The organism is Hominisplanchenecus faecis (assembly GCF_020687205.1).
Taxonomy (GTDB): Bacteria; Bacillota; Clostridia; order Lachnospirales; family Lachnospiraceae; genus Hominisplanchenecus; species Hominisplanchenecus faecis.
This window is the reverse complement of sequence record NZ_JAJEQE010000011.1, coordinates 54,281-70,208: the sequence shown is the minus strand read 5'-3', so window position 1 is coordinate 70,208 and position 15,928 is coordinate 54,281. Positions and strand designations below refer to the sequence as shown.

The following is a 15,928-nucleotide window of genomic DNA, read 5'->3' as shown; positions in this document are numbered from 1 at the left end:
TATATCATCTGATATCTGCCTCGAAACCAGTAATTTCTTCCTATATTTACAGACAAAAATAATGTGATATTGTAATAGGTATTTGTGTCTGTTTTTAGATTTCCAGGTTCCCATGCCATGAGTATACTATAATTTCTGATTTTTGGCTACCTTAACCCACCGTCTAAAGCCAGTGGGATTGCGGTAGCCTTATTTCAAATTCAGTCTCTGATTCAAATCTTCATCAATCACTGGATCAGAGGACTGTATGATTCCGTTTGATTTGTATGTAATTCCACGCAGTGTACTTTCATCACAAGGATTTACTTTTATTGCATCGTTTCCTTTTCTGGCATCGCAGGTCAGTTTTTCTTCGCACCCGCATCCTCTATTTCCAGAACAGACTGCAAACATATTTTTATAGTCCAAACCTTGTCCAATATCCAGCTTATCATCTGGATTTCTCGGCAGCCAATGTTCTATCGTAACCGCAGGTACACCGCTTGGGAGATTTCTGCTTTCCGGGTTCTCTGCCCTTTTTTATCCTGATCATGGCATTTTACCTCACATCTGTTCCAACTCAAGACGCACACGACACGCATTGATTTCCGGATCGTTATTTCCTATTTCTTTTTCCAATTGCCCAATAATCTCCTCTGCCATCTTCCATTCGCCGCTATCCAGTAATTCATAAAATTTTTCAAATAAAAATCGAATGATATCCGGTCTTGAAGAAACTTCCATCACTTCTCTTAAAATGGTATTTGCATCTTTACCATATGTTTCATCAGTTGCATTGATAACTTCATTATTTCTGAGAATCACAACAGATCCTTTTTTCACAGAATTAATCACTTCCGGTGCATGTGTACTGACGATAAACTGAACTTTAGGAAATATATCCATCAGATCTTTCAAAATTCGCTTCTGCCACTTTGGATGTAAATGCAGGTCCACTTCATCTATCAAAATGATCCCTTCTGTTTCCACTAATACTTTATTCAGTAACTGTGGATTAAGAATAGCCATTCGATATGCAATATCTGCAATCAGACTTATCGTACACTTGTATCCATCACTCAGCTGAGAAACGGGCATCCTCACATGTTCTGTCCCATCAAAATAAAGAATATCTATTTCACCCGTATCCAGATTGAACTGTACTTTTACATCTGAATATCCTGTAACCGAAGCAAAGATCTGTTCCAGTGCCATTTTAACTGCAACAAATTCCGGAATTTTTTCTTGTCTCTGAAGCTGCTGATAAGTCATTTTTTCAAACCATTTCATCATCAGCTTATCATTTGCTGCACCGTCAAGGCTGTCTATATATCCATTGCTTCTGTTATTTTTTTCAAAAGTATCATTCTTTTTCTCACGATGCTGTGCCCAGAGCCGTCCTGTCCCATAATACGAAATAACAGGTAATTTCAGCTCTCGATCCCCGTTTCTCATTCTCTCCTGATACTCTTCTGCAATGGATGTAAGTTCCTTTGCAGATGCCAGCCCTCCTCTGCCTTTTGCAGATTTAAGACTTCGGCTCCACGTTATATCCTTTCCATCCATTTTACCTGATGCTGTAATCTCAACCGGAAATTGCGGCTGAACATCAATGGTACTTCCCAGATCATAATATTTATAATGAGCATCACTCTTCTTGATCCCATAATTTGTGAGTCCATCCATCGCTGCCGTCAAAGTACCCGCTGCAATTGTGGCAGCCTCCAGAATCGTTGATTTTCCTGCCCCATTATTTCCAACGACCACCGTAAGTCGGTTATTAAATTTTATTTCTATATCAGAAAAGCACCTGAAATTATGGAGAATCATTGATTCTAGAAACATATTTTTGTCCTCCTGTCCTTCTGCAATTTCAGTAAGGCGTATATAATATTATTTATCATATTATATTATGCTATATATTTTCATTTTATGCTCATGATAACACAAAAATTGAGATTTGCACATAGAAAAACGCAACAAGCGTTTCACTGCTGAACAAACCATAATTTCACTTAGTGAACAAATCTTTTAAAAAACTTTCTATCTCTTCCGAACTGCTAAACATTTGTTCCGTCGATAAATTTTCACAGAAATCAAAAAAGGAAAAAAGCAATCCTGTTTCTTCCAGCATAAGATGAAGCTGCATCTGTTTTTCCGGAACAATAAATTTCAAAATACCATATTCTCTGCTGACGCACAGGTAGATTTCTGCATCAAAATTTCCCACCGTCTTCTTTAAAATACGGATATTTATTCCATTGTCCGAAAAAATCAAATCTTTTATTAACTGGATACGGTCATCCATTTCAAGTGGATCATACAATTCCGGCGGCCATTCACTGATTATTCCGGTTTTCAGAAAACGCTTTATCCCTTCCAGTGACGTAACATACTGAATATCTGAGCGTTTAATTTCTTCACCATAAGTGCAAAGCGTCTGGATTAGCTTTTCCCTTCCCGGAAGCTCTTTTTTCAGATATTTTTCATAAATTTGCTCTGTCAGCACCGGAGTCAGGCATGGTGTCATCTGAAAGCTCTGTACCTGATCTTTATTTTTCAAAATTTTACCGGTAACTTCAAACTGTTCATCAAGATCTGTAATACGTCGAATCATCGGTTTCGACTCTTCGATACATTCTTCAAAAATCTCCTCAAAAATCCTCAATATTTCCGGTTTTGCCGTTATATATCCTTTTTGCATATCAGCTGTTAAAACACAGGCATACTTCGATGACAAAACCATATACGGAAAAAGACCAAATTTTTTCTCCTGCACCGGAATCTTACTGTAATAATACCAGGTATTATAATCATAATTATAATTGTAGAGTGGCAGCACACACCGCAGGCAATCCAGATTATAATTCTTTTTCCTATATACGTTTTCCGGATTGCTGCTCAGACATACAATATGGTCAATACGAGTATTGCAGGCATAGTTTCCATGCACGGACAGGATACTGCTCAGGGAATTACTTTCCGGCTGGATCATAAGCCGCAAATGTCCGTCTTTGTTCCGACTTTCTTCTCCAATCAGCCGAAACAAAGCAGCATCTATTTCATATCCTCCCCGAAGAGGAATACTCTCATTGTTGAGTATGCAGAATTTTGCCGGTTCTCCCTCCGTCAGAGCAGTTATATTAACATTACTACTGAGAATTGGCTCAGTAAAAAATTTCTGGACTTCCTTGCGTCTGTAATAATTATCGGATCCCTGTGCAGATATTTCATACGCTTCCCAGAGTTTTTCTTCCTCTGATGGAAGCAAGTGCATATATTTTGCTGCCTTCTCCACAATCTCTCTTCCCGGAAGATTTCTCTGACCTTTGAGAATTTTGTACATATTCGCCCGGTCATAACCACAATACCTGGCAAAGGGCTGTATTTTTACACCTTTTTCTTTTACGAATGCCGACAGCAGATTTGCAAATTCATTCATGTTATCATCCTTATCGTTTGTTTTAATCTTGAAACTATAGTATAACTTTTTCTTATGCAAACTGCAACACCTGAAAAGAAAAAAAGCAAGAGCGAATGATTTTCCATCCGCTCTTGTTACAACTCACACTACACCCTATTTCTGGTCTTTCATAAAAACTCCTTTGTTTTTATAAATCTTATTTCTTTTTTATTTTATAAGTTTTCTTTTCCTTCATCAAGATGTGTCAGACGCTGTGGTCTGATTTTCTTTGATTTTCGAACACTTTCTGATTTTGTGCAGAAAAAAATGCAGCCTATGTTGTACATAAGCTGCATTTTACAGTTGAATATGATGTCGGGGTCAAAAGCTCCCGACTTTGATGCCTACGGATTGTTTCATGCTATGCACTCCCACAATCCTGACATCATATGATAATACAGATCATCCTTCCGCTCGATTCATTGACAATCTTTTTCATGGTATCCTGCAATTTACCCTGGCTTTCTTCGCCGATCATGGCAAGTTTGGTGCGGATGCCGTCTTCTACCAGCTGGCTGACGGATTTTCCGAAAATATTGGTATCCCAGATGCCATTTTCTCCTTTTGCGTTTTCTTCGATATAAGCAATCAGGTCTTTTGCCTGCTGTTCGCTGCCGACGATCGGTGCGATCTCGGTTTCGATATCTGCCCGGATTAGATGAACAGACGGACTGCTGGCTTTTATTTTGACACCGTAGCGATTTCCCTGTTTTGTAAGGGCGGGTGCTTCGAGTCGGATCTCTTCTTTTTGCGGTGTGATCACACCGTAGCCTGTGCCATGTACCGCATTTAATGCCTCCTGCACACTCTCATATTCTCTGCGTTTCTCAGATAATTCCCGGATCATGGAGATCAGTTGATATTCTCCGTCGATCTGCACGCCTGCCATCTCGCTGAGCATCTGATAATAATATTTTTCCGGCATCTCGAGACGCACCTGTACGCTGCCGTCAGAGAGGGAAATCTGTTCCAGTTTGCTTTTATCGATGTATTCGCAGGATGGTGCCAGTGACTCTGCCGTCACATCCCGCAGACTGCCGACGTTTGCAAAAATCTCACGAATCGACTCCAGGATTGCCTTTTTTACCGGATGTTCCACATCCAGTGTCTCAATCCATCGCGGCACAAAAAATTCTATACGGGTCAGCGGAAATGCATAGAGAAGCTCCGTCAGGATCCTGCGGATGTCTTCTTCTTTCATCTGCTCACAGTTGACCGGGATCACAGCAGTTTCATACGTTTTTGACAATTCTTCTGCCAGTGCTTTCGTCTCCTGCGAATACGGTTTCTGAGAATTTAAAACGATCACAAACGGCTTGCCTGTTTTTTTCAGCTCCAGAACCGTCTTTTCCTCGGCACTTTTATAAGCTTCCCTCGGAAAATTTCCAATCGTTCCGTCGGTTGTCACCAGAATCCCGACGGTTGAGTGGTCACGGATCACTTTTCCGGTTCCGATCTCCGCAGCCTGTGGAAACGAGATCGCCTCTTTTAGCCACGGCGTTTTTACCATCCGCACCTGATTGTTTTCATCGAGTCCAAAGGCTCCGTCGATCACAAATCCCACGCAGTCGATCAGACGGATTTTTGCTGTAATCCCTTCATCCAGTTCTACTTCTGCTGCTTTCGCCGGAACGAATTTCGGTTCTACGGTCGTGATCGTCTTTCCGCCGCCACTCACCGGGAGTTCATCTTTTGATACCTGACTGTTTTCTTTTTTCATATGCGGCAGAACAAGCTGCTCCATAAAGCGACGGACAAACGTGGATTTTCCTGTTCGCACCGGGCCGACCACGCCTATGTAGATCTCGCCCTTCGTCCGTGCCTGTATATCCTGATACAGATGAAACGTATCCATAATTTAACCCCCTCACTATACTGATACAGCATATGTGAGGGGGTCTCGCTTTTAGAACGGATTATGTAACAGCTCGTGTGCTTTTCCTTTGAAATCTTCTCCGTTGTAGAAAACATCCATCAGCGGATTTTCGGTACATTTCTTGATCGCCATATTTCCGTCTGCACGGTACAGGCCTTTTGCTCTTGCTTCTTTATGTCTCGGACCTGCCGGGATTGGCTGACCGCCACCCATGATACAGCCGCGTCTGCACGCCATGATCTCAATCAGATGATATTGTTTCTCACCGCTTTGTACCTGTTCCATGACTTTTCTGGCATTGGCAAGTCCGCTGGCTACGCAGATATTCAGTTCTTTGCCTTCATAAGTGATGGAAAATTCTTTGATGCCTTCTTCGCCTCGCATACCGGCTTCTGCGATGGAATCCATCACGGCATTTCCATGTCCCGGAACGAGTCTGCGGATCACGGCCTCAGTTACACCTCCGGTCACACCGAAGATCACACCGGCACCGGATGCAATACCAAACGGCATATCGCAGGATTCTACTTCGATCTTATCGAGTGCAATACCGGCAGTACGGATCATCCTGGTAAGCTCCGTTGTGGTGATGACAATATCCGTATCCTTCTCACCTTTGGTATAACTGTTTGGACGTTCTGCCTCCATCTTCTTTGCCGTACACGGCATAATGGATACAACAACAGTCTTTTTGCCTTCTGCATGCTCCGGATTGCGGTAATATTCTTTAATGACCGCGGAGAACATCTGCTGCGGAGAACGGCAGGTGGAAATGTTTTCTTTATAATCCGGGAACTGATCCTGCACAAATTTAACCCAAGCCGGACAGCAGGAGGTGAGCAGCGGCAGGTTTTCCCCTTTTTCAAGGCGTTTCAGGAATTCTGCAGATTCTTCCATGATCGTCAGATCCGCTGAATAACTGGTGTCAAAGACTTCATCAAATCCCATGCGGTGCAGAGCTGCCACAATCTTGCCCATCGCATTTTCACCTTTCGGAAGTCCAAATGCATCACCGGCTGCCACACGCACTGCCGGGGCGATCTGAGCCACGACTCTGGTATCTTTGTCTGCCAGTGCCTTCCATACTTCTCCAATGTTAGTACGGATTGTGATCGCACCGGTCGGGCAGAATACACGGCACTGTCCGCAGTTTACACAGTCTGTCTCTGCGATCTGCCGGTCAAATGCCGGCATGACCATCGCATCGGTTCCGCGGTAAGCAAAATCGATCGCACCGATCCCCTGGATCTCGTCACAGACACGCACGCAGTTTCCGCAAAGGATGCATTTATTCGGATCACGCACGATCGCAGGAGAAGAAAAGTCAAGCGGTCTTTCTTCTCTTGTATTCTGGAAACGTACTTTTTTCACGCCGAGGCGGTGTGCCAGTTCCTGAAGTACACACTCGCCGCTCTTGATACAGGTCGTACAGTCTCTGCAATGTGCAGCCAGCAAAAGCTCTACGATCAGCTTGCGGTATTTTCTTACTTTTTCTGAGTTTGTATAGATCACCATGCCATCTCTCGGCTCTTCGGAACAGGACGCAAATGTCCTTCCTCTGTCGTCTTCTACCGTACAGAGTCTGCACGCACCAAAAGTAGAAAGTTCTGAATGGTAACACAGTGTCGGTACGTCAATGCCTGCTTTTCTTATGACCGTCAGAATATTTTTTTCATCGGTAAATTCTACTTTTCTACCGTCAATTATCATAAATCCCATAATCTGCCCTCCTACTCTTCTATGTAAATGGCATTAAATGCACAGTTTTCTTTACATGCACCACACTTGATACAGATATTCGGGTCAATATGGAACGGATATTTTACTTTTCCGCTGATCGCACCAACCGGACAATTCTTCGCACACTTGCTGCAGCCCTTACAGAACTCCGGATTGATCACATATTTACGCATAGCCTGACAGACTTTTGCGGCACATTTATGCTCGTTGATATGTTCCAGATATTCGTTTCGGAATAATTTAAGAGTACTGATGACCGGAAGCGGTGCACTCTTTCCAAGTCCGCAAAGTGCCATGCTGCGGATCATTGCCGCAAGCTCCTCCAGACGGTCGAGATCTTCCTCTTCGCCTCTGCCTTCTACGATCTTTTCCAGGATCTCCAGCATACGTTTCGTACCTTCCCGGCACGGAACACATTTTCCGCAGGATTCTCTCTGCGTAAAACTCATAAAAAACCGGGCAACTTCTACCATACAGGTGTGCTGATCCATGACAACCATTCCGCCAGATCCTACGATTGCATCAAATTTCTTTACGGAGTCAAAATCAAGCGGTTCATCCAGATGCTTCTCCGTCAGACAGCCGCCCGACGGTCCGCCGATCTGTACGGCTTTAAACTGAGATCCTTCCTTAAGTCCGCCGCCGATATCATAAATAATTTCCCGCAGTGTACTTCCCATCGGCACTTCAATCAGACCGGTATTTTCAATCGCACCGGTCAGGGAGAATGTTTTGGTTCCAGGGCTTCCGGCTGTTCCGATCGAACGATACCAGTCGGCTCCCTGCAGAATGATCTTCGGTACGTTGGCAAACGTTTCTACGTTGTTGAGGACGGTCGGTTTCTCCCACAGTCCTTTTTCTACCGTTCTTGGCGGTTTGACACGCGGCATACCTCGTTTTCCTTCGATGGATGCCGTCAGTGCACTTCCCTCTCCACACACAAATGCACCTGCTCCGCGGTTAATATGCATATGGAAACAGAAATCCGTTCCTAAAATGTTGTCACCTAACAGATTCCGGTTTTCCATCTCTGCGATCGCATGGCGGAGTCTGGAAACGGACATCGGATATTCTGCACGCACATAGATATAACCATTGGCAGCCCCGACTGCATATCCGGCAATCATCATGCCTTCCAGCAGTTTGTACGGATCACCTTCCATAACGGAACCATCCATAAAAGCACCCGGATCACCTTCATCACCATTACATACGACATAACGTACTTTTTCTTTCTGGTGTGCCACCTGTTTCCATTTGCGTCCGGTCGGAAAACCGCCGCCGCCTCTTCCCCGCAGCCCGGATTTATCGATCTCTTCGATCACTTCTTCACTTGTCATCTCAAACATCACTTTTTCCAGGGCAGAGAAACCGCCGGATGCCATGTACTCGTCAATGGATTCTGCATCAAAACGTCCGCAGTTCTCCAGAACGATCCTGGTCTGTTTTGCGATAAACGGAATCTCTTTCGGATGACGGTAAACTTTTTTCTCTTTACGGTATAATAAACGCTCCACTACCTCATCACCGAGCACAGCACGTTCAAACAATTCCTGGCAGTCGTCCAGTTGAACTTTTACATACTGAACGGTCTCATCGTTTTTCGTGATACGCACAAGTGGGCCAAGTTCACAGAAGCCCTGACATCCGGTCTTTTTCAGCCCAATGTGTGTGTCTTCATCGTGCGGTGCAAAGATTACGCTCACGCCCGGTGTTATATTTGCAAGTTTTAAAAAGCGATTGTATATTTTTTCAGAACCGGTTGCGATACAGCCGGTGCCGGAACAGACCAGAATACGACAGGCTGCCGTCTCCATATCTGCTTTTGCCTTCTGGCGACATTCTTTTAACTCGTCTCTGTTATGGATCATCAGCACTCACCTCGCAATTCTGTAATCAATCCCACTACTTTCTCCGGTGTCATATTCGGGTGGACTTCATCGTTCACCGTACAGGTCGGTGCCAGTCCGCACGCACCGAGACAGGATACGGTCTCTACCGTAAAAAGCATATCATCCGTTGTATGCTTCTTATCGGAAAGTCCCAGTTCTTTCATAAATGCATCGAGGATTGCCGCTGATTTTCTTACATGACAGGCTGTTCCGTCGCAGACCTTGATCACATATTTTCCCTTCTGTTCAAAAGAGAAATTCTCGTAAAAAGTCGCAACACTGTAAGCCTTTGCCTCTTTTACTCCAATCTCTTTTGCAATGTACGTCAGCAATTCTCCCGGCAGATAACGATATACCCCCTGGATATCCTGCATCACAGGAATCAGGGATGATGGTTTCTTACCATAAAAAGCAATGATCTCGTCCGCTTTCTGGTAATATGACTGATCCAGCATAAATCATACCTCCTACTCTCTTGTATTTATTGACAAATTTTGTGTGTTAATTATATCTTATTTATTTATTATATACAATGCCTTTTCCATTAATTAAAAATTTAACAAACAAAATACTTTTCCATAGTTATGTCAGATAACTGCGATATTTGTGTTAAATTTTTCACATACAATATGGATGTTCCGTTTTTTGAGCATGGACTTGCCTTGATAATATTTTATCAATATGTTATAGTGCTTTGAGAAGGAAGTATGCATGCCACCATAAATCCGTAATTGACATAAAGGAGTTTTCAAGACATGAGAGGTATTGAAACACAAGTAAGAAAAATCCGCCGTCAGATTTTTGCTGAGGTTTCCAGAATCGGCTTTGAATCCGATGACGAATCACTGATCCACGATATTGAAGCAATTCCCTATAAAATCGTAACGGAAGATGGTCCGCAGTACCGTGACAGTATTTACCGTGCCCGTGCGATTGCCACGGAACGTGTCCGCCTTGCCATGGGAATGTGTCTGCGTCCGACAAACAAACCGGTCCACCTGACTGATGGCATCGAGGCCAGCAATATTTCCGAAAAATATTATGAGCCGCCTCTGATGCAGGTTGTCCCTTCCGCCTGTGCTTCCTGCGAGGATAATAAATATGAAGTAAGCGATATGTGCAAAGGCTGCCTTGCCCACCCGTGTGCGGAAGTCTGCCCGAAACATGCCATTTCCATGGTAAACGGACATTCTTATATTGATCAGGAAAAATGTGTGCACTGCGGAAAATGTAAATCGGTCTGCCCGTATGATGCCATTTCCAAAAAGGAACGTCCATGTTCCCGTGCATGCGGCGTAAAAGCAATCGGAAGTGATGAATTCGGCCGGGCAAAGATTGACAACGAAAAATGTGTATCCTGCGGTATGTGTATGGTCAGCTGTCCTTTTGGAGCGATCAGTGACAAGTCTCAGATTTATCAGCTTGCACGTTCCTTAAAAGAAGGCAATGAAATCATCGCAGAAATTGCTCCTGCGTTTGTTGGTCAGTTTGGTAGCATGGAGCCAAAAGATGTCCACGCAGCCCTGGAAACTTTGGGATTTTCCGAAGTTTATGAGGTAGCTCTCGGTGCCGATATTGGAGCCGTCTCAGAAGCCAGACATTATGCCGAAAAAGTAGCAACCGGAGAACTTCCGTTTCTTCTGACTTCCTGCTGCCCTTCCTGGTCCATGCTTGCGAAAAAATATTTTCCGACTATGATCGACAATATTTCTCAGGAGCTGACACCGATGGTTGCGACTGCGAGAAGTATCAAACAGGAACATCCGAATGCCAAAGTTGTATTTATCGGTCCGTGTGCTGCGAAAAAACTGGAAGCCAGCCGTCGTTCGGTGCGAAGTGATGTCGATTTTGTTATCACTTTTGAGGAACTGGTCGGTATGTTCGATGCAAAGGGAATTGATATGGGTGAGAAAGAAAATGCCCATTCCATGCACGATGCCACTGCTGCCGGACGTGGTTATGCCGTAGCAGGCGGTGTTGCCGGTGCGATCGAGGAATGTCTGAAGGCTTATTACCCGGATGTCGCACCAAAAATTATCCATGCTGAAGGACTTGCAGAATGTAAAAAGACACTGGCTCTTGCCAAAGCCGGAAAAATAAACGGATGTCTGATTGAAGGAATGGGATGTCCTGGCGGCTGTATTGCCGGTGCCGGAACCAACCTTCCTCTGAACAAAGCTGCTGCAAAAGTGAAATGGTTTAAATCCGTTTCCAGCAAACAGCTCCCTCCAAAAGAACTGGCAGAAATTGAATTAAAGTAAATTCAAGTCGAACGAATGTGAGAATTGGCACACGATTCTGGTCAGCTTTGCTGACATTTACCTGACAGAATCGCTGTGCATCCTTGCGGAGCGTTTATCTTAGTCGGAGTTTAATCTCCGACTGAGATAATAAGAACCGGTTTCCTATTGCGGAGTTAGGAAACCGGTTCTTTTATCTTATGGCAGGTGCGGATTCCTGCCACAGAAGGAGGTATGCTGTGAATTACCCCCAATATGTTCAGGATTGCTCGAGATGGATTCAATCGCTATTTTTTCATAAAATAATAAACATCTGCTTACCCTTAGCAGACATCATACGAAACCAGAACGTCTCTGACTTCGGATTGGATGTTTTAGCTCTGCACGGAAGCTCATCTCATGTATCAAGCAGGTTTCCTGACTCGCCTATCTTTACGCTGTCTTACCTTCTCACAAAAATGGGTATGCAATGGTTTTTCAAGACAGTGCTCCTTGCTTACAGTGGCCGGACCGTTCAGGTTTTGCACCTGATTCCCTTTCACCCGATTCTCATCGGCACTTGCTACAGCAATATGTAATTCACGTTATTATTATAGCCTCTTTGTTATCTTTTTGTCAAGACTCATTTTTGTTTATTATTTTTCTCATTGCTTTATACTTTTGTCACAGGAAGTCCATAATTTTCTGTTATATTGTATTTATATGATGCCAGGGCAAAAGTTACAAAATTTTTGATATTTTAAAGGAGTTTTCCATGACTGACACTGAATATTATGATCTGATCCGTCCATACGATGATGCAATGAAACTGCTTCTGACCAGGCTGGAGATCTTAAACCACAATATTTACAAGGCTTCTGCTGAAAATCCGATACATACGATGCAGTACCGCATCAAGAGCAAGCAGAGCATCGAAGAAAAACTGATCCGCAAGGGGGAAGAACCGACTCTTGAAAATGCAAAGGATCTTCTGCAGGACATCGCCGGCATCCGCATTGTCTGTTATTTCGTCGGTGATATTAAAAATCTGATCGATATGCTGAAAAAACAGTCTGATCTGATCTTTATCCGGGAACGTGACTATATCACCAATCCCAAACCGAATGGCTATCGAAGTCATCATATCATTCTCGGCGTAAATGTTTTCTGTCTGGATGCCAGTGAATATTATCCGGTCGAGATCCAGCTCCGCACGATTTCCATGGATTTCTGGGCTGCCATGGAGCATCGTATTTCTTATAAAAAAGAATACGACAACCGAGAGCAGCGTGTTGCGGAACTGTTAAGCTATGCAGATACACTCGTCGATATGGAAAAAGAATTTGAGAAATATAACGAAAATGCCACACTTTCCTGAATTTATCAGCAGATCGGAATTTTTCCATTCAAGAATGTTTCTGATGTACGTCGTATGCTGCATTTCCTCCGTTTCTATAACAAAAAACAGACAGCGAAATCGAACCCGAAATCACTGTCTGTTTTTTCATTTTTACATCTCAGCGAAGCGGACAAGAATCACATAATAAATCTTATCTACATTCGCCTTTGTTTTTTAATCAAGAATGATCAGTGCCATAAATACCAGATCGGTATCTCCGGTATTGGTCAGTGCATGACCGTGGTTATCCGGTGTGTAAGTCACATCTCCTGCCTTAACCGGGCGTACGGTTCCATTATCATCATAATCACCCTGACCTGCTAAGATGAAATAAGTTTCACTCTCATTGTGATGTTCATGATAGCCAAGAGAACATCCCGGTTCAATCGTTACTTTTGCATATAATCTGCATTTTCCGTTGAGTTCTTTTTCACCGAGGATACGGTCAATGATTACATGTCCTTTTCCACCACACATTTTTTCAACTACTTCTCTCTTTGTTGTCATCATTACGCCAACTCCTTTTAAAAATGATAAAATTGATTTTATAATAACGATTCAGACATACACTTATAACCGAACCATTATCTTCTGCTGGCACCTGACCAACAACCCGATCGGTTAAAAGAATTTTGCAATCTCTTCTACTGATTTTCTTGTCGGTCTGTCCGGATCTGCATCGCTGTATCCCACACTGATCACACTGACAATGGACTCTTCTTTTGGGATGTCAAATGCTTCACGCAATTTATCTGCATCACGCAGTCCCATAACCAGCGTAGATAAGCCCTGATCTGCCGCCTCCAGCAGAAGATTCATATCGTGCAGACCGCAGTCATAATAGCCCCAGCCGTTTCCAAGCTCGTTATCTGCAGTGCCGTCTTTCTGAAAACCGGCACGGTTTAAAATAACGGCAGATATCAGGAAAACCGGAGCATTCTGCGTTTTTTTGCGATTGCCTTCAGCCAGGGCATCCAGTACTGCCTGTCTTTTTTCTTCGGAAACCGCCACATAATAACGGATCTCCTGAGCATTTTTCCAGGTCGGTGCAAGGATTGCTGCCTCGATCATAGCTTTTACTTTTTCTTCTTCTACCGGAGTCGTCAGATACTGACGGATACTTTTTCGTTTCTGCATGACTTCCCGAAGTTCCATTTGTCTTACCTCCTTGCAGCTGCTTTCTCTGCTGCATCCACTACATGTCCGATCAGGACAGATGTGGTAACACTTCCGACACCGCCCGGTACCGGTGTGATCGCATCTACGATCGGCTCTACTTTATCGTAAGCTACGTCACCGCAGAGTTTGCCTTCTGCATTGACATTGATGCCGACATCGATGATCACCTGTCCAGCTCTTACATAGCTGTCATCTACCACGCCCGCACGACCTGCTGCAACGATCACGATATCTGCCTCTTTTACAACTGACGGCATATCAACGGTTCTGGTATGGCATACGGTAACGGTTGCATTTTTTTTGATCAGCATCATAGCTGCCGGCTTCCCTACTACCAGAGAACGGCCTACTACAACTGCTTTTTTACCTGTGCAGTCGATTCCGTAATGATCCAGGATCTCCATGCAGGCCTGCGGTGTACAAGGAGGATATCCCAGATCTTTGCCTGTAAACACACCAGCCATGGAACCGTTGGTCATACAGTCAACGTCTTTTGCCGGATCTAATGCCTGTTCGATCTCGTCCTGATTTAAATGTTTTGGAAGCGGACGGAATAACAGAACACCATGAATACTGTCATCTTTGTTTACTTCATCGATCACTGCCAGAACCTGCTCCTGTGTCGCATCTGCCGGCAGCAGATATTTTTTATATTCCACACCCAGTTTTTCGCAGCGTTTTGTTGCTCCTCTTTCATAAGAAAGGTCGCTTTCATTTTCGCCTACACGTACAATTCCAAGTGTCGGTGTAACACCATTTGCTTTTAATGCTTCTGCTTTTGCGATAATACGCTCGTTTAAAGCTGCAACAACTTCTTTTCCTAATAACTGTTTTGCCATAATGCTTATCCTCCGCCTATTTCAGTCTTCCAAGAACACTTGCAAAGATCTCATCTGCCATCGGCGGGTATTTTGCCAGCATAGCATCTGCTTTTGCGTTCAGTTCTTCTGCATATTCTCTGTTTTTCATGGATTTTGTGTTGATATACACATTCAGGGAAGCTCCTTCCAGTGCTGCTTTACAGAATACGGCACCTACGCCTGCATCACTGATCGCAAGGGCTGAACCTTTTGCCGCAAATTCTTTGATCAGTTCAATCGCTTCACAGCATTTCTCCATGATCTCCATCGGTACGGAGCAGGCATCTTTCAGCACAATCTCCATAACGCGTGCTTTCTCCGCCTTCTCTTCTTCTGTCTCTCTTGGCATGCCATACGCCTTGGAGAGCGGCTCAAATACTTCCGCATCTTTCTCTACCAGAGTCAGCAGTTCTTTCTGAAGAACATCGCATTTTGCTTTTAACTCCTGCATTTCTTCTTCTACATCCGCATATTTTTTCTTTCCGACTGTCAGGCTTCCGACCATATTTCCAAGAGCTGTGCCGATTGCACCAACCAGTGCAGATGCACCGCCGCCGCCCGGAACCGGTGCTTTGGAAGCCAGAACTTCTACAAATTCATTACATGGTACCGTTGAAAATCCCATTGTAAAATCCTCCTTCATTTTCTTTAATGTCCCGATCGCAATATCCCCGACAACTGCCAGGTCTTCTGCTTCAAAGGACAGCGGGAAATTGTCTGAAAACAGAATTTGGGAGGATGGTGGAAATTCCTCATCTCCTGCCCACAGCAAAAACTGTACGCGATGCCCGTTGATAAATTCAAACTCGTATCCGGCATCACCGTGTCCGCAATTTACTGCCCCCAGTGCTTCCATTTTGTTTTTAAATTCCTGCAATTTATTTCCATAAGAAAAAGCAAGCCGCATCATACATCTTCCGTTAAACTGACGGTAATAAACTTCTCCATGCGGCACTTCCCGATAAGTCAGAAACTTTCCGGTGCCTTCTGAGTACACACCCCTTGTTAAAAATCGGATTGCCATGATCTTTGGCGGAACGCCATCCTCCATGGCTCCATATCCTTCATCAAATGGATTTGCCTTTCGGATGGTACATTCCGGCCATTTTACAAGAAATGCTTTCTGCATCATTCGCACTTCAAATTCCTGTGTCTCTTCATGCCAGGGTACTCCCACCCTGGCTGCGGCCTCTTTTGGATCGATTGCTGCAAATTCCTCCAGATAATGTTCAAAAGGAATTCTTTCTTTATTATCTTTTTCGTATCTTACCTGCATAAAATTCTCCTTTTGATGCCGCATTTATCTTCCGTCTCACATACG

General features: G+C 43.9%; 13 protein-coding genes, 2 pseudogenes and 1 riboswitch. Of the genes and pseudogenes, 2 read left to right on the top strand and 13 right to left on the bottom strand.

Annotated elements, in window-relative coordinates:
* The 8 genes and pseudogenes from LKD42_RS15565 to LKD42_RS05215 all read right to left on the bottom strand — a co-directional run.
* Nucleotides 1–114, bottom strand: a pseudogene (locus LKD42_RS15565) (IS200/IS605 family transposase); the annotation flags it as partial.
* 75 nt (nucleotides 115–189) lie between these two features.
* Entirely contained in the window at nucleotides 190–408 is a 219-nt protein-coding gene (locus LKD42_RS05245) for a hypothetical protein (RefSeq protein WP_248835016.1), read from the bottom strand.
* A 135-nt stretch (nucleotides 409–543) separates the two neighbouring features.
* On the bottom strand, nucleotides 544–1,824 hold the full coding sequence (locus LKD42_RS05240; RefSeq protein WP_173896415.1) for an AAA family ATPase: 1,281 nt from the start codon (nucleotides 1,822–1,824) through the stop codon (nucleotides 544–546).
* Nucleotides 1,825–1,990: 166 nt separating this feature from the next.
* A complete protein-coding gene (locus LKD42_RS05235; protein ID WP_248835015.1) occupies nucleotides 1,991–3,421 on the bottom strand; it encodes a hypothetical protein in 1,431 nt (476 codons plus the stop codon).
* A gap of 406 nt (nucleotides 3,422–3,827) precedes the next feature.
* On the bottom strand, nucleotides 3,828–5,297 hold the full coding sequence (spoIVA, locus tag LKD42_RS05230) for a stage IV sporulation protein A (RefSeq protein ID WP_248835014.1): 1,470 nt from the start codon (nucleotides 5,295–5,297) through the stop codon (nucleotides 3,828–3,830).
* 51 nt (nucleotides 5,298–5,348) lie between these two features.
* Nucleotides 5,349–7,037: a [FeFe] hydrogenase, group A gene (locus LKD42_RS05225; RefSeq protein WP_173896413.1), complete on the bottom strand. Its 1,689-nt coding sequence runs from the start codon at nucleotides 7,035–7,037 to the stop codon at nucleotides 5,349–5,351.
* An 11-nt stretch (nucleotides 7,038–7,048) separates the two neighbouring features.
* Nucleotides 7,049–8,929 (bottom strand): NADH-ubiquinone oxidoreductase-F iron-sulfur binding region domain-containing protein, encoded by a 1,881-nt coding sequence (locus LKD42_RS05220; protein WP_248835013.1) that lies wholly within the window; start codon nucleotides 8,927–8,929, stop codon nucleotides 7,049–7,051.
* Nucleotides 8,929–9,405, bottom strand: coding sequence for an NADH-quinone oxidoreductase subunit NuoE family protein (locus LKD42_RS05215; protein ID WP_022119224.1), 477 nt, complete (start codon nucleotides 9,403–9,405; stop codon nucleotides 8,929–8,931). Before LKD42_RS05215 ends, LKD42_RS05220 begins: the two co-directional genes overlap by 1 nt.
* A gap of 300 nt (nucleotides 9,406–9,705) precedes the next feature.
* Here LKD42_RS05215 and LKD42_RS05210 point away from each other — a divergent pair, with 300 nt between their 5' ends.
* Entirely contained in the window at nucleotides 9,706–11,211 is a 1,506-nt protein-coding gene (locus LKD42_RS05210; protein ID WP_248835012.1) for a 4Fe-4S dicluster domain-containing protein, read from the top strand.
* A 369-nt stretch (nucleotides 11,212–11,580) separates the two neighbouring features.
* Nucleotides 11,581–11,768: riboswitch (cobalamin riboswitch) on the bottom strand.
* A gap of 176 nt (nucleotides 11,769–11,944) precedes the next feature.
* Nucleotides 11,945–12,547, top strand: a complete 603-nt coding sequence (locus LKD42_RS05205) for a GTP pyrophosphokinase (protein WP_022119423.1) — start codon at nucleotides 11,945–11,947, stop codon at nucleotides 12,545–12,547.
* A gap of 195 nt (nucleotides 12,548–12,742) precedes the next feature.
* Here LKD42_RS05205 and LKD42_RS05200 read toward each other — a convergent pair whose 3' ends face one another.
* From LKD42_RS05200 to LKD42_RS15340, 5 genes and pseudogenes are all read right to left on the bottom strand, one after another.
* Entirely contained in the window at nucleotides 12,743–13,075 is a 333-nt protein-coding gene (locus LKD42_RS05200) for a cupin domain-containing protein (RefSeq protein ID WP_147631817.1), read from the bottom strand.
* 114 nt (nucleotides 13,076–13,189) lie between these two features.
* Nucleotides 13,190–13,723, bottom strand: coding sequence for a nitroreductase family protein (locus LKD42_RS05195; RefSeq protein ID WP_248835011.1), 534 nt, complete (start codon nucleotides 13,721–13,723; stop codon nucleotides 13,190–13,192).
* Nucleotides 13,724–13,728: 5 nt separating this feature from the next.
* Nucleotides 13,729–14,586 (bottom strand): bifunctional 5,10-methylenetetrahydrofolate dehydrogenase/5,10-methenyltetrahydrofolate cyclohydrolase, encoded by an 858-nt coding sequence (locus LKD42_RS05190; RefSeq protein ID WP_022119426.1) that lies wholly within the window; start codon nucleotides 14,584–14,586, stop codon nucleotides 13,729–13,731.
* 16 nt (nucleotides 14,587–14,602) lie between these two features.
* Nucleotides 14,603–15,232, bottom strand: coding sequence for a cyclodeaminase/cyclohydrolase family protein (locus tag LKD42_RS15345; RefSeq protein ID WP_147631816.1), 630 nt, complete (start codon nucleotides 15,230–15,232; stop codon nucleotides 14,603–14,605).
* Between the two features lie 45 nt (nucleotides 15,233–15,277).
* Nucleotides 15,278–15,883, bottom strand: a pseudogene (locus tag LKD42_RS15340) (DUF3786 domain-containing protein); the annotation flags it as partial.
* Nucleotides 15,884–15,928 lie beyond the last annotated feature (45 nt).